Here is a 25945-nt window from a genome sequence, read left to right as displayed (position 1 = left end):
TCATGGACAAAAGCTGGGATATGGACGGATGGAGGTCAGATGGTCGGCGGAGCGCTGCCGCAGCGCTCGAAGTGCGCTCATCAGGCAGATGGCCGACAGCAAGCCGGTCAGGGCCGAGGCCAGGAATATGGCTGCCAGCAGACCTGAAAAGCCGAAAAAGGGCGGCAGGAGCGCCATCAGCGGAAAAAGCAGATACCCATTCTGCGCCAGGCCGATGGCAACCGCCGCTTTCGGTCTGCCCTGAGCCTGGAAGAGGATCAGCACCGTTTGCCGCAGACCGAACAGCAGAAGCGGAAGATGGGTTGAGATGATCGCTTGCCCCGCAATATCAATCACCGTGGGATCGTCGGTGAAGAATGAGGCAAGCTGTTCGGAGAAGGCGAGCGCTGTGAGCCCATAGGCGCCACTCACTGCACTGGTGACCACTGTCAGGATGCGCGTTGCCGACAGCACCCGGGCCATATCGCCTCGACCCCAGGCAAAGCTCAGGATCGACTGGGCCCCGAGTGAAATGCCGATGACGGGGAGCGTTCCCACGGCAAGCAGCCGCAAGGCAATGCCAACGCCGGCGATGCCGGCTTCTCCGTGATAGGTACCGGCGAGCGACACCATTGCCGCAATCGCGCCTGCGGTTGCGAGACTGGTCAGCGTCGTCGGCGCGCCCACGGCAAGAACCGCTCTGAGAGAGCCGATATCTCTCCACCGCCAGCCAAGCGTCAGCCTGACCGTTCCAAGCCGCCTGGCGTGGTAGGCGCCATAGATGCAAAGCGCGACGAGCTGGGACAGGATGGTTGCGATTGCAACGCCCTGCAGGCCGAGACCGAAGCCGAAGATCATGATCGGGTCGAGGATCATGTTCAGCGCAAAGCAGGCGACCAGCGTCCACATGCTGAAGCGGGCATTGCCCTCTGCGATCGCCAGGAAATCGAGAATGATCTGCGCCATCGTCAGCGGCACCGAGATCGCAATGATCATCAGATAATGCTGCGCGAGCGGCTGAAGGGCAGGCGTGGCACCGAACAGCAGCAAATCCGGAAATGCGACGATCGCAATAGCGCTGGCCGCGCCGAAGACGACACCGGCCGCAAGGCTGATCGAGGCGATGATGCCGGCCCGGGATCGGTTGCCGGCGCCGAGCATCCGCCCGACCTCTGTTGCGACACCGACGCCGATCCCTTCGCCGAAGGCGGCGATGAGCATCAGGATCGGCAGGACGATCATGATCGCCGCGATCTGGTCTTCCCCGATCATTCCGACGAAGACCATGTTTATCGTATGATGGGCGGCGTTGATCGACAGGCCGAACATGGCCGGCAGTCCGAGCCGAAGCAGCAGCCTGAAAAGCTGGGGACTGGCAAGGTCCTCCGGTGCGAGGCGTTGCCGTCTCCGGAAGCTGCCGCTTGCGTCGCTCATGTCGTTCATGATGCAGGCACCCAGAGACGGTCACCGAAGAAACGCTCGCGGCCGAGCATCACGAGCAGCGCCCGCTTGTGCGGAAAATCGAAATGCTTGACCTTGGCAAAACCGGAGCGATCGAGGTTGCGGATCTGCTGCTCGTGACTGGCGCGCGGCTCGCCGACGATGCGCTTGGTGCGCGGATCGTCGAGGAAGATGAAATGCATCAGCGAGGGAAGCCAGGCGCTGATCCATTTCTTGCCGCGATAATCGGGCTCGCCGATAGCGACATGCCAACCGCGATCATAGTCGTCGGCATCGTAAAAGGGACCGAGCCGGTTCTCCTTGGCCCAGTAGACTTCGAAATAGCCGAAGGGGATATCTGCGAAACTGCCGATCAGCGGCAGGACATGTGGATCGGCGATCCTCTCTTCCAGGATCTCCCGATGTTTGTCGATCGAGCCGGCATCCTCCCAGATCGTGTTGACCTGTTCGTCGTTCATCCAGCGATGAAAGACTGCAAGATCGGTCTCGGGATCGGCCACCGTGAAGGTGATATCCCGCTCCAGCCAGGGGATGAACCGCCTGTAGATGGTGCCCTTCAGCTTTGCCGGCCGGCGCGGATGATAGCGGCCCGCAGTCATCTCCTGCACGGGCGGCAGGGGATAGGATAGCTGCGGCAGCCAGAGCGAGGGCCACTGCCACAGGATCGCCGAATCGAGCCCTCCGCCTGCGTCCGCAATGTGTCCGGGAAGGCTTGTCTGATGCCCTTCGAAGACGACTGAGGTGATCGAGCGATCTTCTGCCGTCACCGCTTCGGCCGCCGCCATCAGAAGCTCCGGCGATTGAACCGGATCCCCATGGTAGAAGGTCACCGACGCTACGCCGGCCTCCACCTCGAATGCGGCTTCGTGGTGGCCATAGGCGGTCTTGAGGTGAATGAGATTGGGCGCGAGACTGACGTAGCTGCGCGACTGCAGAGCGCGCCTTTGTTTGGCGGCGTCGAAATCCATGATGTTCTCCTTGCCGAGTCGGGCCTTTGGCGCTGTGAGCATGAAGCGAGCTCTTGCGCCGATTTGGTAGAATGACGATCCATCTCCCGCCGAATTTAGGGATAAGCGAAGAAAAAAATTCTCATCAATTTTCTAAACTGCGGCCTGCCGGATCCGTCATTTGCGCATGACCATCATCACCGCAGGAGCTGCGAATGAATAATCTTGAGCCCCACGACGATCTCTGGATCGCCGTTATCGACACCGAGCGTCGCTACTCGGTCTGGCCGCAGGACAAGCGGATTCCCATCGGCTGGGAGCCCGCGGGTTTTGCCGGTTCGCGCCAGCAATGCCTGGCGCATATCCGTGAGGTCTGGGCGGATCCGCGTCCGCTCTCCTTGCGCTTGGCGATATCAGCAGATGCGCGTCTCTGAAACGGCTGGATGGCACGGATGAACAAGCAGATCACAAACTTTGCAGATGCCCACCCGACCGATGCGGCAACGGACGCGGTCTTCGAGAGCTTTCCACTGACGATCGCACAGAAGCGTATCTGGTCACTGGAGCAGATCGGCAACTACACGGTCTTTCCCGATCAGCTCATTGGGCTGCGATTGAGCCCTGCGGTCGACGTCAAGACGATTGCCGGCGCCTGCCGGGCGCTCGCGGCGCAACATCCGTCTCTCGCCATCCGCTTCCGGCGGCTTGCGGGCGGCCGCGTCGAGCAGTACCGCGGCACACCAAATGCTGTGCCGATCGAGATTGTCGGCGAAGGTGCTGTTCTTGACGAGCCGGATGCACTGGCCGCACAGAAAGCCTTTCGCGACAGACGCTTCGATCTTCTTGCCGGTCCGCCGGCGCGTGTTCAGATTGCCCTGCTGGCCGGCGGCCAATCGCTTCTGACGATCGTGCTTCATCCGATTATCGCAGACGACCGCGAGAAGTCGGTTCTTGCCGGCTCCCTGACGCGAATTCTCGATGGCAGGCCCGCCGGTGAGACGCAGCCGGCAGAAATCTTGGCCGGAACGCGGGAGGCTGAGTGGCTGCAGACGGAAGAGGCGCAGCAATCCCTCTCCTATTGGCGGGATACGATCGGTCTCGATTACGCAGCCTCGACCTTTCCCACCCGCTTCAACAGTGGTGGACTGGCAGGCGTGGCACGTGCTCAGCACGAATTTTCGATCGAGCCCGATCTCTGGGAAAAGCTCGAGCAGCATGCGCAGCAAAAGGGATATCCGGTCGAGCGCGTGCTTCATGCCGCCTTTTGCGCCCTGTTGGCACGCTATAGCGGCAACTATGCCTTGCTGACCGGGCTGCTCATCGCGCGGCCCCAGATGGAGCACCTTGCCGACCGTGGCCGTGCCGAACAGGTCCTTCCCCTCATCCTGTCGCTGACGTCGAGAAATTCTCTCGACGATGTCATTGCTGCGATCTCATCGGCGACCGAGGAGGGGCTTCGCCGGCTCGTGCCGCTGGAGCGCATCACGCAGGAATTGGTGGTCGACGAAGCGGCTGCCCAGGAAGCCGTGGTCAAGGCCCTGTTCGAATTCCGCGAGCCGTATCCGATCCCCGCGCACGCAACAAATCTGGAGCCACTGGGTGCGCGCGCCGACAGCGAGCTTTCCCTGGTGATCGAGGCAGATCTGAATGGGGCCGCATCCGGGCTGATCGATTATGCGCAGGATCTCTATGACAGCTCCCTGATTGCCCGTGTCTCCCGGCATTTCGGCCTTGTGCTCGAGCAGATCGTCGCGCGGGACAATGTGCGGATCAAGGATATCGAACTCGTCGGCAGCGGCGAGCTCGACTGGTTGTCTGCGCCCTACGAAGACGACGTCATCAACGATGACAGGCCGGTCTACGAGTTGATCGCAGCCCATTCGCGCCAGACGCCTGACAAGACGGCGATCGTCTACGGCGACGAGGAATGGAGCCATGGCTGGCTGGAAGCCAGCACCAACCGTCTCGCACATCGGCTGCGGCATCTCGGCGTTCGAGCCGAGGTGACGGTCGCCATCTTCATCAAACGCTCGCCGGAGGCCATCGTCGGGATTCTCGCGACGCTGAAGGCGGGCGGCGCCTATATCCCGGTCGAGCCCGACCACCCGCCGGTGCGCAACCATCACATTCTGCGCGACGGCGGCGTCAAGATCGTTCTGACCCACAGCTGGCTTCGCCATCGGCTGCCGGAAGAGCTCGACACCATTATCCTCGAACTCGACAAGATCGATCTCGACGGCGAGCCGGATACACCGCTTGATGTGCCGATCCACAAGGATCAACTCGCCTATGTCATGTACACCTCCGGATCGACGGGATTGCCGAAGGGCGTGGCCGTCGAGCACGGGCCGCTGACGCACCATCTGCAAAACACCTCACGTGTCTATGGCATGAGCTCGGCGTCCCGCGAGCTGCCGTTCCTGCCTTTCAGTTCGGATGGCGGGCACGAGCGATGGATGAACCCGCTGATGGAAGGCGGCAGTATCATTCTTCCCGATCAGCCGTTGTGGACGCCGGAAGAGACGTTGACGGCCATGCGCAAGCATGGCGCCAACAATGCCAGCATTCCCACAACCTATCTGCAGCAGCTGGCGGAGTGGGCCGATATAACAGATGGGGCGCCGCCGATGCGGCTTTACTCCTTCGGCGGCGAAGGGCTGGCGCAGCCAACCTTCGATCTATTGTCGCGGGCGCTGAAATCGGAATGGCTGATCAACGGCTACGGGCCGACCGAAACGATCATGACGCCGATGGTCTGGAAGGTGAGGGCCGGCACGAAATTCCAGGGGGTCTATGCTCCGCTCGGCCGTGCCGTCGGGCTAAGGCGGGTCTATGTGCTCGACCCCGACCTCAATCCGTGCCCGATCGGCGTCACCGGCGAGCTCTATATCGGCGGCGAGGGCGTCGCCCGCGGTTATCTCGGCAAGCCGGACACGACGGCGGACCGTTTCATTCCCGACCCGTTCTCCTCGGAGGGCGGCCGGCTTTATCGTTCCGGCGATCTGACGCGTTGGCGTGATGACGGAACCGTCGAATTCGTCGGTCGCGTCGACCATCAGGTCAAGCTTCGCGGCTACCGGATCGAGCTCGGCGAGATCGAAGCGGCGCTCCTGCAGCAACCCGGCGTCGGCGAGGCCCTTGTGGTTCTGCGCGATGACGATGCCGGCGGCGAAAAGGCGCTCGTTGCCTACGTCGTCCCGAAGAAGGACGAGACGCTTGACGTCGAGATGGTCCGCGCCGGCCTCGAACGCAGCCTGCCCTCCTATATGGTGCCGGCCGCGGTGGTCGAACTGGAAAAAATGCCGACCAATCCGAACAGCAAGCTCGACCGCTTTGCGCTGCCGGCGCCGCAACCGATCAAGCGCGCCATCGTGGAACCGGCATCGGCTCTCGAAGAGGAGGTGCTGGATGTGTGGCGTCAGGTTCTCAAGCTGGAAGCGATCAGCGTCGAGGACAATTTTTTCGCGATCGGCGGCAATTCGCTCGGGGCGATCCGCATCCTTTCGCTGCTCCGGCAGCGCCGGCCGAAAACCCCGCTCATCGTCGCCGATATCTTCAACAACCCGACCATTCGCTCCTTTGCCGGCGTGATGGAGCAGGGGGATCAGCGGGATCTGTCTGAGGTGATCGTGCTGCGCGCTTCCGGCGCCAAGCCGCGGCTTTATTGCTTCCCGGGGCTTCTCGTCAGCACCCGCGAATATGTGAAGCTCGTCGATTATCTCGGCGCCGATCAACCGGCGACCGGCTTCATTTGCCACTCGTTGTCCGAGAAGAAGGAAGTCGGCGCTCCGATCGAAGAGATTATCGAGAGCTACGTCGATTATATCAGGACGCATAACAAAGGCGCGCCCTGCTATTTCCTCGGCTGGTCGTGGGGCGGGCTTCTGGCCTACGAGGCCGCCCGCACCCTCGGCAACGAGGTCGACGTCAGGATGATGGCGATGGTCGACGTTTGCGACCTCGGATCGGAATTTGCGATCGGCGCCAAGCCGCGCTTCCGGCCGGGCGAGCGCGACGCGCTTCATAAAGATGTGCAGGCGTGGCTTGGACGAACCGCGATGCGTCCCGAATGGGACCGGCTGCTGTCGACGATGGATGCGGATACCTACGATCAGTTCCTGCGCTTCGTCGGCGACGAAAAGGATCCGCTTCCGAACGACGGGCCTGACATCAGTAGCCGCGAACATACGTTCTGGGTGCTGATCGACAATGCCCTGATCTTCCGCAAGCACCGGCTCGTTCCCCACGATGTGCCGATCTATCCTTGGGCTGCCGACGACAGCCTCAACCGCGGCCTCAACCTGATCGACTGGCGCCGCCTGTCGCCACGGGCGCGTGCCGCCGAAATCATTACCGGCACCAACCATCTGCATATGATCGGGTCTCCCGCCTTCCACTCAAGGCTTGCCCTGCGTCTCAAGGAAACAGAGAAGGATATCGCATGACCGTCGCTTTTGCCCGCAGGGATGCCATAAACGAGCCGCTCGATATCGCCGGCATTGGCATCGGCCCTTCCAATCTGAGCCTCGCCTGCCTGTTCGAGGCGGTGCCGGAGATCAGGAGCCGCTTCTTCGAACGGCGCGACTCCTTCGACTGGCATCCCGGCATGATGATGCCGGGCGTCGAGCTGCAATCGTCCTTTCTGAAGGACCTCGTCACCCCGGTCCTGCCGACCAGCCGCTGGTCGTTCGTCTCCTATCTGGTGGCGCACAAGAGGCTCTACGCCTTCCTCAACGCCAACTATGACGCCGTTCCCCGGCAGGAATTTGCACGTTATCTCGCCTGGGTCGCCAACGGCCTGGACGGCCTGCGCTTTGGAACCGAGATTCGCGACGTCGAGCACCGCGACGACCGCTTCTTCCTGCGGTTCGACAATGGGCAGGAAGAAGCCCGCAATCTCGTGATCGGCACCGGATCTTCGCCCTTCGTGCCCGACTGGGCAAAACCGTTTCTGGGCGCCGATTGCTTTCACAACAGCGAGGCCAAATCGCGTCTCAGTGGTCTCGCTGCTGCCCGTATCGTCGTGGTCGGCGGCGGTCAAAGCGGCGGCGAGGTCGTCGAAGCCTTGCTTGCCGATCCCGGTTCCATGAATGAGCTGACATGGATCAGCCGGCGTCATAATTTCGAGCCGATCAACGACACCCCGTTTTCGAACCAGGTTTTCTCGCCGGAATACGTGCAGGCCTATCTGAAGCTCGGCGGCGAGCAGAAGCAGGCAGCCTTGAAGAACTCGATCCTGACCAGCGATGGCCTGTCGATTTCGACGATTCATTCGATCTACCGCCGCCTCTATGCGTTGCGCTATCTCGAGCCGGGCACGCTCAACGCATCTCTGGCGCCCAATCGCGATGTGATCCAGATGGAGAGGAACGGCAATGCCTACCGGCTCATCGTCAGGAACCAATTCGACGGCGGAATCGAGGTGCTGCATGCAGATGCGGTGGTTCTGGCAACCGGCTACCGGTTCCGGTTGCCGGAGGCTCTCGGTTCGCTGGGTGAACGGATAGTGCTCGACAGAAACGGCTATCCCATTCTCAACGACGACTACACGATGCAGTGGACGGGGCCGAGGGGCAACCGGCTGTTCGCGCAGAATGCGGGCCGGTACTCGCACGGTATCGCCGACTCCCAGCTCAGCCTCATGGCCTGGCGCAGTGCAATGATCGTCAATACGCTTCTCGGCCGGCAGCATTTCGATGCGGAACCCGACAATGCGCAACTGGCCTGGGCGACGGAGACCGCTTCCGCAATGCCTCATCAGTTCCGGGCCGGTTATTCAGATGGCCTGCTATCGTCCTGAAATAGCCGTGTAGAAATGCCAGGGAGGCCGGATTGAGAGCAGGCAGCCAGCGCGACGACGTGCTGGCTGCCGCTTTCGATCAGACGGTGCTGCCATCGCCGATCGCGATCGCCGCCTGTTATGACAGGGATGCCATCTTTCCAGGAAAAGGCGATGTTGCAGGGATCCTCGCGCAGCCCGACGCCGAGTGCCTTCAGATGGCTCTCCTTGAGCGTCCAAAGTGCAATGGCCCCGCGCGCGCGTTCGTGCGCAGGCAATTGCGCGAGCCAGCGCCGTTCGTCTGCGCTGCAATAGCTATCCCATGCCGCCTCTTCGATCTCGGCGTCGGCACGCTCGCAGTCTATTCCGACGTAATCACATCCTGACGCGACAGCGACCGTCACCAGCCCGTCGGCATTGGCAAGGCTGAATTGCGGGCTATCACGCCTCTCAATTCTCAGCTTGCCGTGTTTGTCCGGAGACAATGCGACCTTGCCCGGCGCTGTCCCGGTATGCACGCTCAATAGCCGCCGCAAGAGATAGCGGCCGGCAATGAACGAGGCGCGATCCCGCTCGAACCGGTAGGTTGCTGCGCGCTCCTGTTCATCCTGCGAAAGCGACTGCAGCCAGCGGTTCCAGTCGCCTTCATTCCTGGAATACGGCCAGAGCGTGATTTCGATGCCGGCAGGTTGGTTTTCTGATTGCTGCATGGCTCCAATATCTGTCCCCCGGACCGATTGACAAGCAGTCAGGTGCTTGCCGACGTTGCCCCGCGGTTCGCCAATCCCTCAACTGCCCGAACTGAAGACTTTAGCGCAGCTTCTCAACGGCGATGGCAAGACATGTCTTGAACGCGGCAAGGTCCGTATAGAGTGCATCCGGCGGCGCGTCTCCGATGACGAGGACACCGCCGCGCCGCTCAATTCCGGCATGCAGCATCAGATTGTCGGCCAGGCCGAAATCCTCGATCGCAATCCCGTTCGGGTCTCGCAATCGGCCTTCCGCATCATAGGCGACGGCGCCGCCATAAAGATCGCTCACGCGTCCGCTGTGGTCGCGGGCCACATTCGTGTAGGCGAAGACCGGCTTACCGCTTGCGCACATAAAGCCGAGTTCGAAGGCCGTCCCCGTATCGGCGGCAACGCCGCGAAAGGGCGTCAGATTGGCGATGATCGCATCAGCCTGCATCATCATCTTCTCGTCCACCGCGTTGATCGCCGCGGCCCGCTCGCGCTTCGAGTTCGTCTGCGGGATTTCCAGATCGCCGGGCGAGAGCGGGAGAAGTCCCGCCTCACGGGCAAGTGCCGCTTTGCGGTCGAGGATTTCACGGGCATTGGGAAGGAAGACTTCCGGACCGGCGAGATAGACTTTTTTCGTCATGAAATTGCACCTGAAAGGGATGGGCTCGGCAACCAAAATATCTTCCCCGCTGTAGCGCGAAGAAGGATTTCAATCCAGTGGGCGAAACCGCCCATGCCCGGTTGCTTAAGCACACTCAGCGGAAAAGATCGGGAAGTTCCGAGCGTGCAATGTCCCGCAGCCTGATCGCTTCCGCCATGTCTATCGAGCGATAAGGAGACCGTAGACGGGTGCCCACGGGTCCCCAATTGCCGATGGCAGACAACAATTTGTCGAGAGCGGCGTTCGAATAGCCGAATTCCTGGCGGAAGGGGACGATATGCACGTCCATGAACGCGCGGATGCGCCGTTCCAGATCGAGTGCGGCATCGATATTGGTTTGCATCGATGTCGTCCAGCTCTGCGCACCGCGGGAGCTAAGGCAGGCGACATTGGAAAAGGAACCGGCCGCGACGCCCTCTTTGATGCCGGTTGCGAGATGATGACCGGGAACGAAAAGCGACAGACCGGAAAGATGCCGGCGCGCCTCTGCGTACCAGAGGCCGTCGCCGTCGGCGAGCTTGATGCCGATCACGTCAGGGGCGGCCGCACAGACCGCGCCGAGTTCCTTTGGCGTCAGCACGCGTTTCGCATGCGGCGGATTGTAGAGGATGAGCGGAATTCCGTCGGCAGCATTGGCAGCGCGATTCAAGAAGTCGATCGCTTCGGCATTGGTGAGCGGCCACCAGTCCGGCAATATGACCTGGATGGCGCGGGGATCGAGCGCGGCGGCACGGCGGATGCGGTTGAGCATGATCGATGGGTCCGGTTGGCAGGCCCCGATCACGAAGGGGGTTGAAGATGCTTTGCAGCGTCCAGCCAGCATCTCCTGGATCCTGTCGAATTCCTCCTCCGTCTGATTGTGGAATTCTCCTGCCGTGCCGTTGGAATAGATGCCGTCGACGCCGGCCTCGGTGAGGATGTCGATCTCCGCGGCGAGCTTGTCGAATTCGATGCTGTCGTCGGCCGCAATCGGCAGAAGCAGGCTCGCCCAGTTTCCGCCGATGGCGGCACGCGGCATCTTTGCGTTCATCTGTTTTCCCCAATGAATGACGGATCAATCGAGGTCGTCGCGGATGCAGGCCTTGAAGTGGCCGGGCGCGACCTCACGCAATTGCGGAACGGCGCCGGCGCAGGCCTCGAGAGCACTCGCACAGCGCGTGCGAAAGACGCACCCGCTCGGCGGATTGGCCGGACTTGGAATATCGCCTTTCAGGATCTGCCTGTCGCGACGGGCATCCGGATCGGGCGATGGGATCGCCGAGAGCAGGGCGCGCGTATAGGGATGCTGTGGTCTCGCATAGAGATCGGCGCTCGGCGCGATCTCCATGATACGGCCGAGATAGAGTACGATCACCCGGTCACAGATATATTCGACGACGGCGAGGTCATGCGAGATGAACAGCATTGTAAGGCCAAGCCGCTGCTGCAGGTCGCGCAGCAGGTTGATCACCTGCGCCTGGATCGACACGTCGAGCGCCGAAACCGGCTCGTCGGCGACGATGAATTCGGGCGACAAGGTCAAAGCGCGGGCGATCCCGATGCGCTGGCGCTGACCACCGGAAAATTCATGCGCGTACCGATTGATCGCCTCGGCAGGCAAGTCGACCTGGGCCAAGGCCGACAGCGCCCGATCGAGCCTGTCGCCGACGCTGCCGATCCCCTGGATTTTCAGTCCCTCCGTCAGGATTTCGCCGATCGTCATGCGCGGCGACAGGCTGGCGAAGGGGTCCTGGAAAATATACTGCATGCGCGGCCTTTGCCGTCTGAGCGCCGAGGCCGAAAGCGTAGTGAGTTCCGTTCCGTCAAAGCGGACGCTGCCGGAAGACGGTTCGACGAGCCGCAGGACGGAACGCCCGATCGTGGTCTTTCCGCTGCCGGATTCGCCGACAAGCCCGACGACTTCACCCTTGCCGATGTCGAAGGAAATACCCTGAAGAATGTTCGGTCGCGTGCCGCGGGAGGTATAGTGTTTCGAAAGGTCGCGGACGGAGAGCAGCGGTGCGCTCATCTAGATCTCCTGCCACCTGATGCAGCGGCTGCGGTGCTGCGGATTGACCTGTTCGAGCCCAGGCACGACGGCGCGACAGGCGTCGATCGCGAATGTGCAGCGCGGGGAAAAGGCGCAGCCGCTCGGCATGTTCATCAGGCTCGGGACCATGCCAGGAATGGCGGCGAGCTTTTCGCCGGCCTGTTTCATCCGCGCGGCGTCGCCGAGGCGAGGCATGGAGGCGAGAAGACCCATGGTATAGGGATGCCTCGGATTGCGGAAAACCTCGCCGACCGGCCCTTCTTCGACGATCCGGCCGGCGTACATCACCGCGACGCGATGGGCGATTTCGGCGACGACGCCGAGATTGTGGGTGACGAAGAGCATGGCCATGCCGCGCTCACGCTGCAATTTGAGAAGCAGATCGAGAATCTGCGCCTGGATCGTCACGTCGAGCGCCGTGGTCGGCTCATCGGCGATCAGCAGCGCCGGATCGCAGGCGAGCGCCATGGCGATGGTGGCGCGTTGCCGCATGCCGCCCGAGAGTTCGTGCGGATATTGGCCGGCACGGCGTCGCGCGTCCGGAATGCCGACGCTTTCAAGGAGCGCGACGGCTGCGTCCATCGCCTTCTTGCGGTCCGCCCCGCGATGGACGCGGAGCGGCTCGGCGATCTGGTCGCCGATCGTGAAAACGGGATTGAGGCTCGACATAGGCTCCTGGAACACCATGCCGATGTCGTCGCCCCTGATCCTGCGCATGCTCTCTTCGTCGAGGCCAACAAGATCCTGGGCCGCGCCGCCGCGCGTCGTCAGGCGGATACTACCCGCTGCGATCGCACCGATGCCGCGGGTGAGCAGCCGCATGACCGACAGGCTGGTGACAGACTTGCCGGAGCCGGATTCGCCGACGAGTGCCAGCGTCTCGCCGGCGGCAATGCTGAGGTCAATATCGTTGACCGCCGTGATCTCGCCGCCGCGGACGCGGAAGATCGTTCGCAATCCCCTGATGTCGAGTACGGGTTCGGCGGTCTGTTCCATCAGCCGTCTCAGTTCAGCAAGCCGGTCGCACGCAGGATCTCGTCGATCCGCGCCGTTTCGGCATCGTTCAGGGAGGCACGCGGCCGCGGCATGACGGCGGTGTCGATGATGCCGAGGCTGCGCATGGCAGCCTTGAAGGCGCCGATGCCGGCGGCGCCGCCGCTGACGCGGCTCTGTGCAACCCAAACGATTTCGAAGAGGCGGCAGAGACGCTCCTGCTCCTTCCTCGCGGCGACCCAGTCGCCGCGCTGCGCGGCATCCCAAAGGCGGACATAGCCGTGCGGATCGACATTGGCGATGCCGGGAACGACGCCGTGGGCGCCCATCAGCAGGGCGTTGTCGACGACGATCTCGGAACCGGTCATCAGGAAGACGTCCTTGTGTTCGGCAAGGTCGAGAAGCGCATAGCGGAAGTTGCCGTCGTCGCCGCTGGAATCCTTGAGGCCGATGATGGCGCCTTCCCTGGCAAGCGTGACGACGGTCTGGCGCTGCAGCTTGACGTGAACGCAAACGGGAATGTCGTAGGCGACCAGCGGAACGTCCACCGCGTCTCTGACATAACGGAAATGATCGACGATCTCGGACTGGCTGGTGACGGTATAAAATGGTGCCGTCACCACCACCGCGTCGGCGCCGGCGGCCTTTGCGACTTTTGCATGGGCGATGACGCGATCCGTGGTCGGATCGATGACGCCGACGATCAGCGGCACGCGGCCATTCACCACCTTGGCCGAATGTTCGATGATTTCGCGCCGGGTCTTCTCGTCATGGAAGATCACCTCGCTCGTCGAGCCGAGGACGAATACGCCATGGCAGCCGGCACCGATCAGATGTTCGAGCACGCGTGTATAGGAAGGATAGTCGACGGTAAAATCCGGATTGAGCGGTGTTACGACGGGAGGGACGACCCCCTTGAATTTGGTCATTTTCGCTTCTTTCGATTGTCAGTTCAGTTCGGCACGCGGGTCGAAGGCGTCTCTGAGGCCATCGCCAATGAAGTTGATCGCAAGCACGGCAAGGATCAGTGCGGTGCCGGGGAAGAGCCATTGCCACGGATATTGTTCGAGCACGGCCGTTGATCGGGCCGCGTTCAGCATGTTGCCCCAGCTAGCCGCCGGCGGAGCGATGCCGAGGCCGAGGAAGGACAGGCCCGCCTCTAGCAGGATGGCATTGGCGATCTGCAGCGTCGCATAGACCACGAGGATATCGATCGAGTTCGGCAGGCCGTGGCGGAAGAGCAGATGTCCGATGCCGGCGCCCATGCCGCGGGCGGCCATGACGAAGTCGCGCTCACGCAATTCCAGCAGCCGGGAGCGGATCATGCGCGCAAGCAGCGGCCAGGAGAGCAGCGAGATGACGAGTACGGTCGGCCAGATGCCGGTGCCGGCAATCGAGGCGAGCACAAGCAGGAAGATGACAGGCGGCAGCGTCATCACCAGATCGACGAAGCGCATCGAGACGGCATCCGCCCAACGTCCTGCAAGCGCCGAGATGGCCCCGAAGAGAAAGCCGATGATCGCGGAAAGCGTGGTCGATGCGACGGCGACCAGAAGCGAAATCCGACCGCCTTCGAGCACGCGCGCAAAGACATCGCGACCGACGCCGTCGGTTCCGAACCAGTGCTTTGCCGTCGGGCCGCTGTTCATCGCCAGAAGATCGATGTCGTTCGGCTGGAAAGCCCACCACAGCGGATAGGAGAGGATCAGCAGCAGCATCGGAAGAGCAATGCCGACGCCGGCAACGGCGGCGCGGTTGAGCAGAAAACGGTCGAAAGCGCGGGCAAGTGGCCCCGGGCTGCGGCGTTGCGGGGAGCGTGCCAGCATGCTTAGCCCACCTTGATGCGCGGATCGACGACCGCATAGGTGATGTCGGTCAGAAGATTGACGACGATAACGCAAGTACCGATGACGAGCGTCGCCCCCATGATGACGGGGTAGTCGCGGGTCTGCACGGCATCGACGAGCAAAAGACCCATGCCCGGCCAGTTGAAGACGCTCTCGATGAAGATGGCGCCGCCGATGGCAAGCCCGACGGTGGAGCCGATCAGGGTGACGATCGGAAGCAGCGCATTGCGCAACGCGTGTTTGGTGATGACCCAGAATTCGCGCACGCCCTTGGCGCGGGCCGTGCGCACGTAATCCTGGTTCAGGACTTCGAGCAGCGAAGCGCGCATGTAGCGCATGATCAATGCAGCTTGCGCGACGGATAGAAGTGCCGCCGGCAGGATCAGATGATGGAGGAGGTCGCCCACCGAGAACGCCTCGCCCGGCGTTAGCATGCCGCCAGACGGCATCCAGTGCAGGCGGACGGAGAAAAGATAAAGGCCGAGCAGTGCGCTGAGGAATGCCGGGCTCGAAATGCCGGCAAGCGCAGCCACCGATAGGGAGAGGTCGGCGAGCGAATTGCGGCGGACGGCGCCGATCACCCCGCAGGCGATGCCGACGACGATGGCGAAGACAAGGGCTGTGCCCATCAACAGCACTGTCGGCCCGATCCGCGATAGCACCAGGCCCAGAACCGGCTGGTCGAGACGCTTGATCGAATAGCCGAGATTGCCCGTCACCGCCTGCTGCAGCCAGCCCAGATACTGGACGGGCAAGGGTTGATCGAGCCCGAGGCTTCTGCGCAAATCGGCAAGATCCGACGGTGACATCGGCAGGTTCGGATCGATATAGGCATCGATCGGATCGCCTGGCGTCAGGCGCAGCAGCAGGAAGATCAGCATGCTCAGGGCGACGAGCATGCCCATTCCCATGATCAGGCGTCTGAGACTGTATCGGAGCATCGGCAATCCGTATTGTCAGGCCGTCTTGTCAGGGTGGCCGAAGCCACCCTCAAGGCTTTGCGGAAAACGCCTATTCGGCGATCGACCATTTCTGCGGGTCGGCCTGGTAGGGGCCGCCGCCCGGAGCCGGCGTCCAGACGAAATCCTTCACCTTGGTCGAGACGATGCCGTAGCGGTTTGCCACCCAGAGCGTCGCCCAGGGAAGGTTCGTGTTCATCACCTTGCAGACGTCCTGGTAGGCCGTATTCCGCTTGGCGCTGTCAGGCTCGGCAAGCGCGCTATCGAGTGCTTTGGTGAGGTCGGGCATGCGAACCCTGGCAACGTTCGGTCCGGCCGGAGGGATCTGCTTCTCGTTGAGGCCGACGTTGATGCTGCCGGCATCCGGCCCGTTCTGCAGCCCGGCATAGACCATCTGGAACTGGGCGATATCCGGCGTCGCATTGAGCACGATGCTGTTATAGGTCGGGGCATCGACGGCGCGCGGGACGATGTTGATGCCGACCTGGGCAAGCATTGCCTGGACTGCCGCAAGGACGTTGGTCGCCAGCGGGGTGGTGTAATAGGTCAGAAGCGTGATCGGCTTGGCGCCGTTGATCTGATCCCAGCCGGCGTCCGTCAGCAGCTGCTTGGCCTTCTCCGGATCATAGGCGTAGGTGTCGATATCAGGCGGTATCAGCTGTTCGGCGACATAGGCGCAGTTGGCGGGCTTTGCCGCGCCGCCGTAGAGGCTCTGGATGATGGCATCGCGATTGATCGCGTGCATCACCGCCTTGCGGACACGCACGTCCTTCCAGAGCGGGGAATCGTGGTTGAAGCCGAGATAGTTGACGACGAAAGAGTCACCTTCGATGACCTTGAAGTCCTTGTTGTCCTTGAAGGTCGGCACATCGTTGGAATCGACGTAAGTGAACTGGATTTCACCGGATCTCAGCGCTGCGATCGCTGCGGCCGGGTTGGCGAAATAGCGATTGATGACGCGTTCCAGGGCGGGCTTGCCACCACGATAATCGGTGTTTGCGGCAAGTTCGACATACTGGTCCGAGACGTATTTGGTGAATTTGAACGGGCCGGTGCCGATCGGGGTGGTGGACCACCAGGTGTTCTTCGCCAGCTGGTCGGCCGGTATGGAGGAGAGCGCATGCTCGGGCAGCATCATCACCTTGGTCATCGTGTCGAGAAGACTGCTGCTGGGTGCGCTGAGCTTGATGACGACGGTGTGATCGTCCGGCGCCTCGACGGACGATATGCCCTTCAGTCGGGCGGCGAGCACCGAGCCGGATTTCACATCCATCGCACGGCCGATGGTGAACTTGGCGTCCTTGGCGGTGAAGGGCTTGCCGTCATGCCATTTGGCATCGGCGAGCTTGAACGTGTAGGTCATCTGATCCGGGCTGACCTCGTAGGAGCTTGCCAGTGCGCCAACCACCTTCTGCAGCGTCTCGTCATAGCTGACCAGCGGTTCGTAGTAGATGCTGAGCCAGGTGAAGCCGGCGGTCGCGGCAAGCGGATTGAAATTGCCCTGGAAGCCGCCGGGGCCGACATCGAAACCGCCGGACAGGGTGGCGGCCTGAGCCTCTGTTGCAGCGCCCGAGACGACAAGAGCCGGCACGGCAACCGTCGACAGCATGGCGCCAAGCGCGATGGCGGATAATCTAGACAGTCTTTTCATGTGTTCCTCCCATGTTTGAACTTGCCTTGTTGTTGGCAATCACCCGGGCAATGCCCTCGTAGTGACGATCCAGGCGTCTGCGCGCCTCCTCCAGATCCCTTGCCTCGATCGCATCGACGATCGCGGCGTGATCGCGCCACGTCGCCATCGGATCGGTATTTTCAAGGTTGACGAAATCCGATGCCTTGTAGAAGGCGAGCCAGAAGACATCGATCAGCCGCACGAGCGTCTCATTGTCCTGGCAGCGAAACAGCAGTCGGTGGAACAGCTGGTCGTCTGTCGCAAAGGTTTCACCGCGCTCGGCATGGGCGCGCATGCGGTTGACGGTGGCGCGCAGTTCGGCGATGTCCTCCTCTGCGATCACCTCGATCGTCTTGCCGATCAACCCCACTTCCAAGGTCCGCCGGATTTCGAGGACCTCCTCGATCTGCCGCAGGGCGCCGCCGAGGCCGTAAGCGAGATTGTCGAGAAGCGGCTCGAAGGAAAAGGCCTTGACGAAGATGCCGACGCCGCGCCGCGTCTCCAGCACGCCGACCGATTCCAGCGCCTTGATGCCTTCCCTCAGCGAATTGCGGCTGACGCCGAGCTGGGTGGCGAGCTCTCCTTCGGCCGGAAGCAGGGTTCCGGGCGCCAGGCCATTATCATCGATATAGGCGCGCAGGCTTTCCTGGACCGATACGTGCAACAGCGGGGCGCGCGTCAGCGGCTTCATCGATTTCAATGTCATTTACCCCGGTCTTCTTCTGGTTTCGCCCATATGATGAAATCTACATATCCACTTGTAGGATATCTGTCAAATGGGCAAGTTTGCATCGCAGCGCGGAACTGGTCCGCTGCCTGGCGATTGCCCTTTCATTCTAATACCAGTATAGATCCAGGTGCATTCCACAGAAAAAACTGAATGTGCCGCGGACGGTATCGGGAGAAATCATGGCGACAGATGAACTGATCGAAGCGATTGGTAAGGAATTGCAGGTGTCAGCATCCGGTCTGCCGCTCTACAAGCGGCTGAAAGCGGCGATCGAAACCGCGATCCTTTCGAATACGCTTAAGGCCGGCGCCGTTCTGCCCGGAGAGCGTGTTCTGGCCGAGACGCTGTCGCTTTCCCGGGTGACAATACGCAAGGCGCTGGCGCTGCTCGAGGAAGAGGGTTTCCTCAATCGCCGCCACGGCTTCAAGACGGAAGTCGGATCGCGCGTCGAAAAATCCCTTTCCACGCTCACCAGCTTTTCGGAAGACATCCTCGCGCGGGGGCTCGTTCCAGGATGTATATGGCTTTCCAAGCAGATAAGCCGCCCGTCTCCGACCGAGATGATGGCGCTCGGCATTGCTGGAAATAGCAATATCCTGCGCATGAAGCGTATCCGCACCGCCGATGGTGTGCCCATTGCGGTCGAGACCTCAACGGTGCCGGTTCACTTCATACCTTTGGCAAATATGGTCGGCGACTCTCTCTACGAGACGCTGGAAACGCGGGGCTTCCTGCCGCAGCGCGCCGTGCAGCGCATGCGTTCACGCGCGGCCTCGGTGGAGGATGCGCAGCATCTCCACTGCGATGCCGGAGCGCCGTTGCTGATGACAGAGCGCCGTTGTTTCCTCGGCGACGGCCAGATCGTCGAATACTGCGAGAGCCGCTATAAGGGCGACGTTTACGACTTCGTCTTCGAACTGAGGCGATAATACCAGTTATAAACTGGTTGTAATCTGGTATTTTCTAACTATCGTGATGCCGAAATGGAGTGTCACGATTGCAGCGCGACGACATCAAAAAGAGCCTTATCGTTTCCTGCCAGCCGGTTCCGGGCGGTCCTACGGACACGGCTGAATTCGTGACGGGGTTCGCCAAGGCCGCCGTCGATGCCGGTGCAAAAGCGTTGCGGATCGAATCCATCGCCTATGTGAAGGCCGTTCGTCCGGCCGTGAACGTGCCGATCATCGGCATCGTCAAACGCGATCTCGATGACAGTCCGGTGCGCATCACGCCGTTCGTTGCCGATGCCGAAGCGCTGGTCGATGCGGGCGCCGATATCGTCGCCTTCGACGCCACGGATCGCCTGCGTCCCGTCTCCGTCCAGAATCTGGTGCAGGCGATTAAGACAAGGGGCAAGCTGACGATGGCCGACTGTTCGAACCTCGAAGATGCGCGCAACGCCCTGGCGGCCGGCGTCGATTTCGTCGGCACCACGCTGTCCGGCTATGTCGGCGGGCCTGAGCCTGTCGATCCGGATATCGGCCTGATCACAGCCATGCACACGCTGACGCCTTATGTCATAGCCGAGGGTCGTATCCGCACGGTGGAGCAGGCTGCCGCCGCAGCCAAGGCCGGGGCTTTTGCCGTCGTCGTAGGCTCGGCGATCACGCGCACCGAGCACGTGACGTCGTGGTTTCGCGACGCCGTCGCTGCGGCCTATGATGCCGACGATACCCAAACGGCGCTTGCAATCGATATCGGCGGCACGAAGACGATGGTGGCTCTGGTCAGGGGCGGCGAAGTGCTGGCTGAAATTACGGTGCCGACGGTGCGGGATATGGGCCCCGATGCCTGGCTTGCCATGATCGCCGACTCTATCCGATCATGGACGGATCGCTATTCGCGTGTCGGCATCGCGGTGACGGGCTTCATTCAGGATGGATGCTGGTCGGCGCTCAATCCGGCGACGCTCGGCATTCCCGATCGCTATCCGCTGGTCGATAAGGCGACGGCGACCTTCGGTAAACCGGTTTTTGCCGTCAACGATGCGCAGGCGGCCGCCTGGGGAGAATACAGGTTTGGTGCCGGCGATGGCGGCGATCTGGTGTTCCTCACCATCTCGACCGGCATCGGCGGCGGCATCATTGTCAACGGGCGCCCACTTGCCGGGCTTGCCGGTCATTTCGGGCTGATCCGTGGTCCGTCCGCCGGGCAGTCGCCTTTGGAAGACCAGACGTCGGGCCGCTGGATAGCGGCCGAGGCTGCAAAGGCCGGGCATCAGGCGACCGCCGCCGAGGTTTTCGAGCATGCCAACAGCGGTGAGGCCTGGGCCGAGGCGATCATCTCGCAATCGGCATTCCGCGCAGCGACGCTCTGCTGCGATATCCAAATGATGCTCGATCCCAAGCATATCGTCATCGGTGGCGGCATCGGCCTTGCAGTGGCCTACCTCGACCGGATTCGTGATTGCCTTGCGGGTATCGACGCCCGGCTGACGCCCGTTCTCGTACCCGCCAGGCTCGGCAGCCGTGCCGGCATCGTCGGCGTGGCGAGCCTGGCAGTGCGACGTGACTGAATAATTCCAGAAAACATGGATTCAGACGTAACAATAAGAGAAAGGGAACTACGATGACATTGAACAGAACGTCCTTATCAGCCCTTGCCCTGCTTCTCGCAAGCGTTGCTTTGCCGGGCACCTCGAATGCGACAGTGACCGTTCTTGGCTGGCCGGGTGGTTCGGAAGAAACGGCGCTTCGTGCGACCGTCGAAGCCTACAACGCCACTGCGGGCATCAGCGACGCCGACAAGGTCGAACTCTTATTCTTCAACCGGGAGGGCTTCTACGACAAGCTGCAGGCCGACATGGCAGCGGGGTCGACTGCCTTTGACATCAACCTCGTTGCCACCTACTCGATCGGCCGTTATGCACCGTACATGGAGCCAGTCGACCTCGGTAGCGATGCCGCAAAGACGTTTGGCGAATCCGTGCTGAAGACCATGCAGTTCGACGGCAAGCAATATGGAGTGCCGACAGATCTGTCGCTGCACTTCATGTATTATCGCAAGGATCTGATCGATGCGCTGATGAAGGACGATGCGGCAAAGGCGAAATATGCTGAAATCTCCAAGCAGTATCTCGGCAAGGAATTGCAGCCGAAGGACCCGGATAACTGGACCTGGGACGACTGGGCGGCAACGGCTCTCTACTTCTCGAAGCAGGTGAATTCCGAAAGCCCCGTGCGTTATGGCACCGTATTGCAGATGAAGAACCTGCTCTTCAACATGATGGTGTTCCAGTCGCTGCCGCGCTCCTATGGCGCAGACTGGACCGACAAGGACGGCAATGTCACCGTTGATTCCGATGCCTACAAGACTGGCCTTGAACTCTACAAGAAGCTTTACGACGCCGGCGCTTCGCCTAAGGATTCGCTGAGCTATGAATATGCCGAGACCAATGCCGCCTACGGTGCCGGGCAGGCTGCCACGGCACTTCAGTGGAATGCCGCTGCGGCGGATCTCACCAATGCCGAGAAAACCCCCGCAGTTGCCGACGTCACCGGTATTGTGGCACCGCCGGCCGGGCCGAACGGACGCGCCGACCATATTCACGGTCTTGGTCTCGGCCTCAACAAGAACGCCAAGAACAAGGACGGCGCCGTCAAATTCCTGAAGTGGCTGGCGACCGAGGATGCGGCCCTGCTCTATGCACGAAGCGGCGGCTCTCCGGCTCTTGCGCCCGACGTGGTGGCGAAAGTCGCCAAGGAACGTCCTGATCTCGTCAAACTCGGCGAGTTTGCCAGCAGGTACGGCTACGTGATGAACGGTGCGACTTCGGCTAACGCACTCTCCGTCTACGAATTGCAGGCGAAAGAGTTCACCGGCTACTGGTCGGGCCAGCAGAGCCTTGATGACGCGCTGGCTCATGCGAAGGCTGGCATGCAGGACCTCCTGAAGAAGTGATATTCGCCGGACGCCCTGTCTTTTGCAGGGCATCCGGCCCCAGCCGGCGGATCGAAATGGCCATAGTAAGACGTGCCGAGGGAAGAGCCTATCTCACGCCGCTCGTGGGTTTCCTGCTGCTGTTCCTCGGATTTCCCGCAGTCATCAACATCATCTATTCCGTCTCGACGGTCGATTTCCAGACACTGCGAAGTCCGACGCTGAGCGGCTTCGGCAATTACCTGGCGGTGCTTGCCGATCGGGATTTCTGGCGCGCCATTTTCTTTTCGCTGCGCTTCGGCATCTTGACGGCGCTTATCGAATGCCTGCTCGGCCTGTTTCTTGCGATTTTTCTGGCGCCTCTTCTGTCAAAGCGCTCGGTCCTTATGGCGCCCCTCATGCTGCCGCTCATGGTGGCGCCGGCCATGATCGGACTGATGTATCGCCTGGTGCTGCACGAATTTGCCGGGCCGGTGCCCTATTATCTCTTCGAGTGGTTCGGCGACAGCCCGGCCTTCCTCGACGTCGCTCACGCATTCTGGACGCTGACCGTGGTCGAAACGCTGCAATGGACGCCGTTTGCCTTTCTGCTGTTTTACATGGCCTATGTCGCCGTGCCGCTCGACGTGCGCGAGGCGGCCGCCCTCGACGGCGCGTCGGCAATCAAGCTGCTTTGGTTTATCGAGCTGCCGCTGATGCTGCCGACGCTCATGATCGCCTTCTTCATTCGCTTCATCGACGGCTTTCGTGTTTTCGACAACGTCTACGCGTTGACCGGCAGCGGTGCGGGCGGCTCGACCATGTCGCTGTCGATCTATATCTATCAGGCATTTTTCAAGGAGGGTGCGATCGGCAAGGCGGTGGCGGCTTCCGTTGTTCTCTTCCTTGCCTCGCTGCTCGTGCTCTATAGCCTCAACTGGCTGGCCGGCCGCAGGAGGACGTGAGCGATGATGAACACGCTCCGCTGGATCGTTTTTGCCGCCGCAGCTCTTGCGATGAATTTTCCGATCATCGTCACGCTCGTCACGTCGTTCAAAAGCGCGCGCGAACTGTCGGTCAATCCTGGTTTGTGGATCAGCCAGCCGACTCTCGAAAACTACCTGCGGGTTTTAACGCAGACGGACCGTTTCAATATCTATTCCTACCTCTGGAACAGCACCGTCGCTTCGTTGATCGGCACGGGGCTTGCGATCATGCTCGCCTTTCCCGCGGCCTATGCGATCGCCAGGAGCGAAGCGGGCAAGCACACGCTGCTGCCGATCATCGTCAATCTGCGCGCCGTGCCGCTGATCATTTTCGCCATCCCGCTCTACATGATGTACCAATGGCTCGGTTTGCTCGATACCCAGCTCGGTCTCGGCCTGATCCTGACCATCGTCAACACACCGCTGGCGCTTGTCATTCTCGTCAATGCGATTTCCGACGTCCCGCTCGAACTGGACGAAGCGGCAAAGGTGGATGGCGCGAATTCGTTTCAGATCATGATCCGCATCATTCGGCCGGTCGTGCGTCCTGCACTGGTGACGACCTTCATCTTCGGCTTTATCACCGCCTGGAACGAGTTCCTCTTCGGTCTGATGCTGACGACAAACAAGGCGGTGCCGATGACCGTTGGCGCTTCCTTCTTTTTTGCGGCAAGCGGCGGCGGCGTACAATGGGGGACGGCATCGGCCGTGATGATCCTCGGCGCGCTGCCTCCAGCCTTTCTAGGCCTCCTCATGTATCGGCAGATTTCCGGCTCGATGATCTCGGGTGCTGTCAAGGGCTAGTATCCGTTCAAGGCATTCATCCTGCCTTGTCACAAGACATAATGGGCGGTGGCGATATTCTCATATCCCGCCGCGTCCTGTAGGGTGCGGTATTTGCAGGCCTATGAGAAAATTTCAGAGCGATCGATGAAGAAGACCTTCAATCCGGCCTCGGTGCGCCGGCCTTTCGGGAATTACAATCACGGCCTGCTCGTGCCGCCCGGCGCATCGCTGTTGGTCACTTCGGGCCAGTTAGGTATCGGTCTCGACGATACTGTTCCGAGCGACGTGGCCGCGCAGGCGGAACTCTGCTTCGAGGCGATCAAGGCGATCCTCGAAGAGGCGGAGATGAGTTTTGCCGATGTCATCCGCATTTCGGGGTTCGTCACCCGGCGCGAAGACTTTCCGGCCTATATGGCCGTGCGGGATCGCTATACCCTCGATCCGAAGCCGGTTTCCACTCTGATCGTCGTCGGCGGCTTTACGCGGCCGGAATTCTTCGTGGAGGTCGAGGTGACGGCGGCGAAGATTTTTTAAAAGCGCTCCATCGCGTCTCCGACGCGGGTGAGGAATTTTGCCCGCGTCTCCGGCGTGCAATTGTTCATGTCGTAATGGGCGAGGAAGGTCACCGGCCTCACCGGATTGATCTGCGCCCTCAGCACTCTCTTGACGATCTTCTTCGGCGGGTTGCCGGCTGCAAAGGCGCGGAAGGGCGTTGCGCCATAGGTCAGGACGGCGGCGAGCTTGCGGATGTGGCGCAGCCGCGATTCTACCTTGCCGTTGACCAGTTCGAAGGAAACGCCCGGCAGCCATACGCGGTCGAAATATCCCTTCAGAATTGCCGGAAAGCCGAAATTCCAGATCGGGGTGCAGATCACCAGCCCCTCGGCCGCCTTCAGCCGCTCGACATGCGATTCCACCAGCTTCAGATTTTCCGGATAGTCGTGATAGACGAGCCGGTCGCGGCGTGAGAGCACCGGATCGAACTGCTCTTCGTAAAGGTCGCAGCCGTCCACCGTATGCCCGGCCTTCTCAAGGCTCTCGACGGTCTGCCGGTAGAGCGCCTTGCCGTAACTTTCCTCGACCGGGTGAGAGTGGAGGACGAGAACCCTCATGAAGCCTCCATCAGGGCCGCGAGACCGGGGAAGAGATAGTTCTTGCCGGCGTTGAAATCGAAATCGGGATTTTCCCAGGCAATCATCTTGCCGGGATTGAGCAGGCCTTTCGGATCGGTTTCCTGCTTGAAGGCGAGCTGCACCGTGTCGGTGCGCTTCATGCCGCCTTCCTCAAGCGTATAGCGGTGCGGGTTGAAGATCGGGCATCCATTGTCCTGGTGGATCTTGATGATCTCTTCCAGCCGCTCCTCGGTGGTGTAGCGCACCAGCGGCAGGCCGGAGCACTGGATCTGGCCGTCGAATTTGATGAATTCGAGATGACCCGGCACTTCGTCGCCGAAGATCTCCACCATCTTTCGCACCTTGGCGACATGGTCCGGTCCCGGATATTGCACCTGAAGATAGGTAAAGTTCGGGTCGACCTTAAGGGCGCGCAATGTCGTGTGGTTCCAGGCCAGCTCATAGGCATGCGGAATGCCGCGCATGCTTTCCACCGTGTCGGAGCGGAACATGATCTCGCCCTTCTGCGCCGCGGTGAAGGCAAGAAAGGCATCCAGGGAGTGCGGCGCGATCATCAGCACGACGATCGACTGGCCCTGACGGATGTAGGGCTTGTGGCGGGTGAAATAGTCGTAAGGAATGGGAGCCGCGATCGGCGCGATCTCTTTGACGAGGATGCCGTTGCATTTGGCCAGCGCGTCGGAAAAGCGCACCGCGTCCATGAAGTCGTCATAGCCGACCAGCACATCGACCCAGTCATAGGCAGGCGCAAGCGGCATCTCGATCTCGGTGATGATGCCGTTCGTGCCGTAGGCGTGGCTGACTTTCTGGAGATCCCAGCCGGTGAGATCGAGCACACGTGGCTCGGCCTCCATGGTGACGACGCGCAGGCGCAGGATGTTGCCAAGGTCGCGCAAGCCGCCCCAGGTGATCGAGCCGACGCCGCCCGAACCGCCGGCGATGAAGCCGCCGACCGTCGCCGTCTGGGCAGTGGAGGGGTGGAAGCGCAACTCCTGGCCGGAATGGGCCTTGGTCTGCTTGTCGAGCTGGGCAAGCACGATGCCGGGTTCGCAGACGACGCGGCCGGGATGGATCTCCTTGATCTTGTCCATGGCGGCAAGATTCAGCACGATGCCGCCGGAAAGCGGCATGGCCTGGCCGTAATTGCCGGTGCCGGCGCCGCGCGGCGTGACCGGCACGTCGTGGGCATAGGCGATCTTCAGCGTCCGGATGACCTCTTCCTCGGTCTTCGGCGTGACGACGAGATCGGCGGAAACATTGTCGAGCTGCGCCTTCAGGATCGGCGAGTACCAATAGAAATCCCGGCTCTTCTGGCGCACGAGCGCCGGATTGTCTTCGACGGCGATGCCTTCGAGTTCCTTTTTGATCTTCTGATAATCGGCCAT

At 61.4% G+C, this 25945-nt stretch carries 23 protein-coding genes; 9 read left to right on the top strand and 14 right to left on the bottom strand.

The window, feature by feature from the left end:
• Complete coding sequence (locus tag EEQ99_RS17825; protein WP_097543317.1) at positions 1–1422, bottom strand: MATE family efflux transporter; 1422 nt, start codon at positions 1420–1422, stop codon at positions 1–3.
• Positions 1419–2408: a GNAT family N-acetyltransferase gene (locus EEQ99_RS17820; protein ID WP_097543318.1), complete on the bottom strand. Its 990-nt coding sequence runs from the start codon at positions 2406–2408 to the stop codon at positions 1419–1421. The genes EEQ99_RS17825 and EEQ99_RS17820 overlap by 4 nt, the downstream gene beginning before the upstream one ends.
• A gap of 194 nt (positions 2409–2602) precedes the next feature.
• Between EEQ99_RS17820 and EEQ99_RS17815 the strand changes: the two genes are divergently transcribed.
• From EEQ99_RS17815 to EEQ99_RS17805, 3 genes are read left to right on the top strand one after another with little or no spacing between them, the layout of a single operon-like run.
• Positions 2603–2821, top strand: coding sequence for an MbtH family protein (locus EEQ99_RS17815; RefSeq protein WP_028759240.1), 219 nt, complete (start codon positions 2603–2605; stop codon positions 2819–2821).
• Positions 2822–2839: 18 nt separating this feature from the next.
• Positions 2840–6832: a non-ribosomal peptide synthetase gene (locus EEQ99_RS17810; RefSeq protein ID WP_127430833.1), complete on the top strand. Its 3993-nt coding sequence runs from the start codon at positions 2840–2842 to the stop codon at positions 6830–6832.
• Positions 6829–8187: a lysine N(6)-hydroxylase/L-ornithine N(5)-oxygenase family protein gene (locus tag EEQ99_RS17805; RefSeq protein WP_127430832.1), complete on the top strand. Its 1359-nt coding sequence runs from the start codon at positions 6829–6831 to the stop codon at positions 8185–8187. The genes EEQ99_RS17810 and EEQ99_RS17805 overlap by 4 nt, the downstream gene beginning before the upstream one ends.
• Here EEQ99_RS17805 and EEQ99_RS17800 read toward each other — a convergent pair.
• The 10 genes from EEQ99_RS17800 to EEQ99_RS17755 all read right to left on the bottom strand — a co-directional run bounded on the left by EEQ99_RS17800 (position 8160) and on the right by EEQ99_RS17755 (position 17773).
• Positions 8160–8876: a 4'-phosphopantetheinyl transferase family protein gene (locus EEQ99_RS17800; protein ID WP_097543319.1), complete on the bottom strand. Its 717-nt coding sequence runs from the start codon at positions 8874–8876 to the stop codon at positions 8160–8162. The genes EEQ99_RS17805 and EEQ99_RS17800 overlap by 28 nt on opposite strands.
• 100 nt (positions 8877–8976) lie before the next feature.
• Entirely contained in the window at positions 8977–9546 is a 570-nt protein-coding gene (locus tag EEQ99_RS17795) for a nucleoside 2-deoxyribosyltransferase (RefSeq protein WP_047616932.1), read from the bottom strand.
• 115 nt (positions 9547–9661) lie between these two features.
• A complete protein-coding gene (locus EEQ99_RS17790; protein ID WP_127430831.1) occupies positions 9662–10597 on the bottom strand; it encodes a dihydrodipicolinate synthase family protein in 936 nt (311 codons plus the stop codon).
• 24 nt (positions 10598–10621) lie between these two features.
• The gene (locus EEQ99_RS17785; RefSeq protein ID WP_127430830.1) at positions 10622–11575 is read right to left on the bottom strand and encodes an ABC transporter ATP-binding protein; all 954 of its coding nucleotides are present in this window, start codon (positions 11573–11575) and stop codon (positions 10622–10624) included.
• Positions 11576–12592, bottom strand: coding sequence for an ABC transporter ATP-binding protein (locus tag EEQ99_RS17780; protein WP_127430829.1), 1017 nt, complete (start codon positions 12590–12592; stop codon positions 11576–11578).
• 8 nt (positions 12593–12600) lie between these two features.
• Positions 12601–13518 (bottom strand): dihydrodipicolinate synthase family protein, encoded by a 918-nt coding sequence (locus tag EEQ99_RS17775; protein WP_097543322.1) that lies wholly within the window; start codon positions 13516–13518, stop codon positions 12601–12603.
• An 18-nt stretch (positions 13519–13536) separates the two neighbouring features.
• Positions 13537–14415, bottom strand: coding sequence for an ABC transporter permease (locus EEQ99_RS17770; protein ID WP_097543323.1), 879 nt, complete (start codon positions 14413–14415; stop codon positions 13537–13539).
• A 2-nt stretch (positions 14416–14417) separates the two neighbouring features.
• Positions 14418–15377: an ABC transporter permease gene (locus tag EEQ99_RS17765; protein ID WP_097543324.1), complete on the bottom strand. Its 960-nt coding sequence runs from the start codon at positions 15375–15377 to the stop codon at positions 14418–14420.
• A 70-nt stretch (positions 15378–15447) separates the two neighbouring features.
• Positions 15448–17046, bottom strand: a complete 1599-nt coding sequence (locus EEQ99_RS17760) for an ABC transporter substrate-binding protein (protein ID WP_127430828.1) — start codon at positions 17044–17046, stop codon at positions 15448–15450.
• The gene (locus tag EEQ99_RS17755) at positions 17030–17773 is read right to left on the bottom strand and encodes a FadR/GntR family transcriptional regulator (protein ID WP_127430827.1); all 744 of its coding nucleotides are present in this window, start codon (positions 17771–17773) and stop codon (positions 17030–17032) included. The genes EEQ99_RS17760 and EEQ99_RS17755 overlap by 17 nt, the downstream gene beginning before the upstream one ends.
• A 203-nt stretch (positions 17774–17976) precedes the next feature.
• On the opposite strand from EEQ99_RS17755, the gene EEQ99_RS17750 reads away from it, so the two are divergent.
• The 6 genes from EEQ99_RS17750 (at position 17977) to EEQ99_RS17725 (ending at position 23961) form a co-directional block, all read left to right on the top strand.
• Positions 17977–18726: a GntR family transcriptional regulator gene (locus EEQ99_RS17750; protein ID WP_127430826.1), complete on the top strand. Its 750-nt coding sequence runs from the start codon at positions 17977–17979 to the stop codon at positions 18724–18726.
• Between the two features lie 68 nt (positions 18727–18794).
• Entirely contained in the window at positions 18795–20312 is a 1518-nt protein-coding gene (locus tag EEQ99_RS17745) for a putative N-acetylmannosamine-6-phosphate 2-epimerase (protein ID WP_127430825.1), read from the top strand.
• A gap of 53 nt (positions 20313–20365) precedes the next feature.
• Positions 20366–21697 (top strand): extracellular solute-binding protein, encoded by a 1332-nt coding sequence (locus EEQ99_RS17740; protein ID WP_047616729.1) that lies wholly within the window; start codon positions 20366–20368, stop codon positions 21695–21697.
• A gap of 56 nt (positions 21698–21753) precedes the next feature.
• Positions 21754–22620 (top strand): carbohydrate ABC transporter permease, encoded by an 867-nt coding sequence (locus tag EEQ99_RS17735; protein WP_028756725.1) that lies wholly within the window; start codon positions 21754–21756, stop codon positions 22618–22620.
• Between the two features lie 3 nt (positions 22621–22623).
• Entirely contained in the window at positions 22624–23445 is an 822-nt protein-coding gene (locus tag EEQ99_RS17730; RefSeq protein ID WP_028756726.1) for a carbohydrate ABC transporter permease, read from the top strand.
• 126 nt (positions 23446–23571) lie between these two features.
• Positions 23572–23961, top strand: a complete 390-nt coding sequence (locus tag EEQ99_RS17725; protein WP_028756727.1) for a RidA family protein — start codon at positions 23572–23574, stop codon at positions 23959–23961.
• Here the strand turns inward: EEQ99_RS17725 and EEQ99_RS17720 are convergent.
• The gene (locus EEQ99_RS17720) at positions 23958–24539 is read right to left on the bottom strand and encodes an NAD(P)H-dependent oxidoreductase (protein ID WP_028756728.1); all 582 of its coding nucleotides are present in this window, start codon (positions 24537–24539) and stop codon (positions 23958–23960) included. The two genes, EEQ99_RS17725 and EEQ99_RS17720, sit on opposite strands and share 4 nt — an antisense overlap.
• The gene (locus tag EEQ99_RS17715) at positions 24536–25945 is read right to left on the bottom strand and encodes an FAD-binding oxidoreductase (RefSeq protein WP_127430824.1); all 1410 of its coding nucleotides are present in this window, start codon (positions 25943–25945) and stop codon (positions 24536–24538) included. Before EEQ99_RS17715 ends, EEQ99_RS17720 begins: the two co-directional genes overlap by 4 nt.

The organism is Rhizobium anhuiense, from assembly GCF_003985145.1.
Lineage (GTDB): Bacteria > Pseudomonadota > Alphaproteobacteria > Rhizobiales > Rhizobiaceae > Rhizobium > Rhizobium anhuiense.
Note: the sequence above shows the minus strand (reverse complement) of the source record. Positions and strands in the feature narration are given on the sequence as shown.

What these genes read in the sequence shown, in the direction of transcription:
- EEQ99_RS17825 (WP_097543317.1), bottom strand. Translation starts at nt 1,422, where the DNA reads ATGAACGACATGAGCGACGCAAGCGGCAGCTTCCGGAGACGGCAACGC.
- EEQ99_RS17820 (WP_097543318.1), bottom strand. Translation starts at nt 2,408, where the DNA reads ATGGATTTCGACGCCGCCAAACAAAGGCGCGCTCTGCAGTCGCGCAGC.
- EEQ99_RS17815 (WP_028759240.1), top strand. Translation starts at nt 2,603, where the DNA reads ATGAATAATCTTGAGCCCCACGACGATCTCTGGATCGCCGTTATCGAC.
- EEQ99_RS17810 (WP_127430833.1), top strand. Translation starts at nt 2,840, where the DNA reads ATGAACAAGCAGATCACAAACTTTGCAGATGCCCACCCGACCGATGCG.
- EEQ99_RS17805 (WP_127430832.1), top strand. Translation starts at nt 6,829, where the DNA reads ATGACCGTCGCTTTTGCCCGCAGGGATGCCATAAACGAGCCGCTCGAT.
- EEQ99_RS17800 (WP_097543319.1), bottom strand. Translation starts at nt 8,876, where the DNA reads ATGCAGCAATCAGAAAACCAACCTGCCGGCATCGAAATCACGCTCTGG.
- EEQ99_RS17795 (WP_047616932.1), bottom strand. Translation starts at nt 9,546, where the DNA reads ATGACGAAAAAAGTCTATCTCGCCGGTCCGGAAGTCTTCCTTCCCAAT.
- EEQ99_RS17790 (WP_127430831.1), bottom strand. Translation starts at nt 10,597, where the DNA reads ATGAACGCAAAGATGCCGCGTGCCGCCATCGGCGGAAACTGGGCGAGC.
- EEQ99_RS17785 (WP_127430830.1), bottom strand. Translation starts at nt 11,575, where the DNA reads ATGAGCGCACCGCTGCTCTCCGTCCGCGACCTTTCGAAACACTATACC.
- EEQ99_RS17780 (WP_127430829.1), bottom strand. Translation starts at nt 12,592, where the DNA reads ATGGAACAGACCGCCGAACCCGTACTCGACATCAGGGGATTGCGAACG.
- EEQ99_RS17775 (WP_097543322.1), bottom strand. Translation starts at nt 13,518, where the DNA reads ATGACCAAATTCAAGGGGGTCGTCCCTCCCGTCGTAACACCGCTCAAT.
- EEQ99_RS17770 (WP_097543323.1), bottom strand. Translation starts at nt 14,415, where the DNA reads ATGCTGGCACGCTCCCCGCAACGCCGCAGCCCGGGGCCACTTGCCCGC.
- EEQ99_RS17765 (WP_097543324.1), bottom strand. Translation starts at nt 15,377, where the DNA reads ATGCTCCGATACAGTCTCAGACGCCTGATCATGGGAATGGGCATGCTC.
- EEQ99_RS17760 (WP_127430828.1), bottom strand. Translation starts at nt 17,046, where the DNA reads ATGAAAAGACTGTCTAGATTATCCGCCATCGCGCTTGGCGCCATGCTG.
- EEQ99_RS17755 (WP_127430827.1), bottom strand. Translation starts at nt 17,773, where the DNA reads ATGACATTGAAATCGATGAAGCCGCTGACGCGCGCCCCGCTGTTGCAC.
- EEQ99_RS17750 (WP_127430826.1), top strand. Translation starts at nt 17,977, where the DNA reads ATGGCGACAGATGAACTGATCGAAGCGATTGGTAAGGAATTGCAGGTG.
- EEQ99_RS17740 (WP_047616729.1), top strand. Translation starts at nt 20,366, where the DNA reads ATGACATTGAACAGAACGTCCTTATCAGCCCTTGCCCTGCTTCTCGCA.
- EEQ99_RS17735 (WP_028756725.1), top strand. Translation starts at nt 21,754, where the DNA reads ATGGCCATAGTAAGACGTGCCGAGGGAAGAGCCTATCTCACGCCGCTC.
- EEQ99_RS17730 (WP_028756726.1), top strand. Translation starts at nt 22,624, where the DNA reads ATGATGAACACGCTCCGCTGGATCGTTTTTGCCGCCGCAGCTCTTGCG.
- EEQ99_RS17725 (WP_028756727.1), top strand. Translation starts at nt 23,572, where the DNA reads ATGAAGAAGACCTTCAATCCGGCCTCGGTGCGCCGGCCTTTCGGGAAT.
- EEQ99_RS17720 (WP_028756728.1), bottom strand. Translation starts at nt 24,539, where the DNA reads ATGAGGGTTCTCGTCCTCCACTCTCACCCGGTCGAGGAAAGTTACGGC.
- EEQ99_RS17715 (WP_127430824.1), bottom strand. Translation starts at nt 25,945, where the DNA reads ATGGCCGATTATCAGAAGATCAAAAAGGAACTCGAAGGCATCGCCGTC.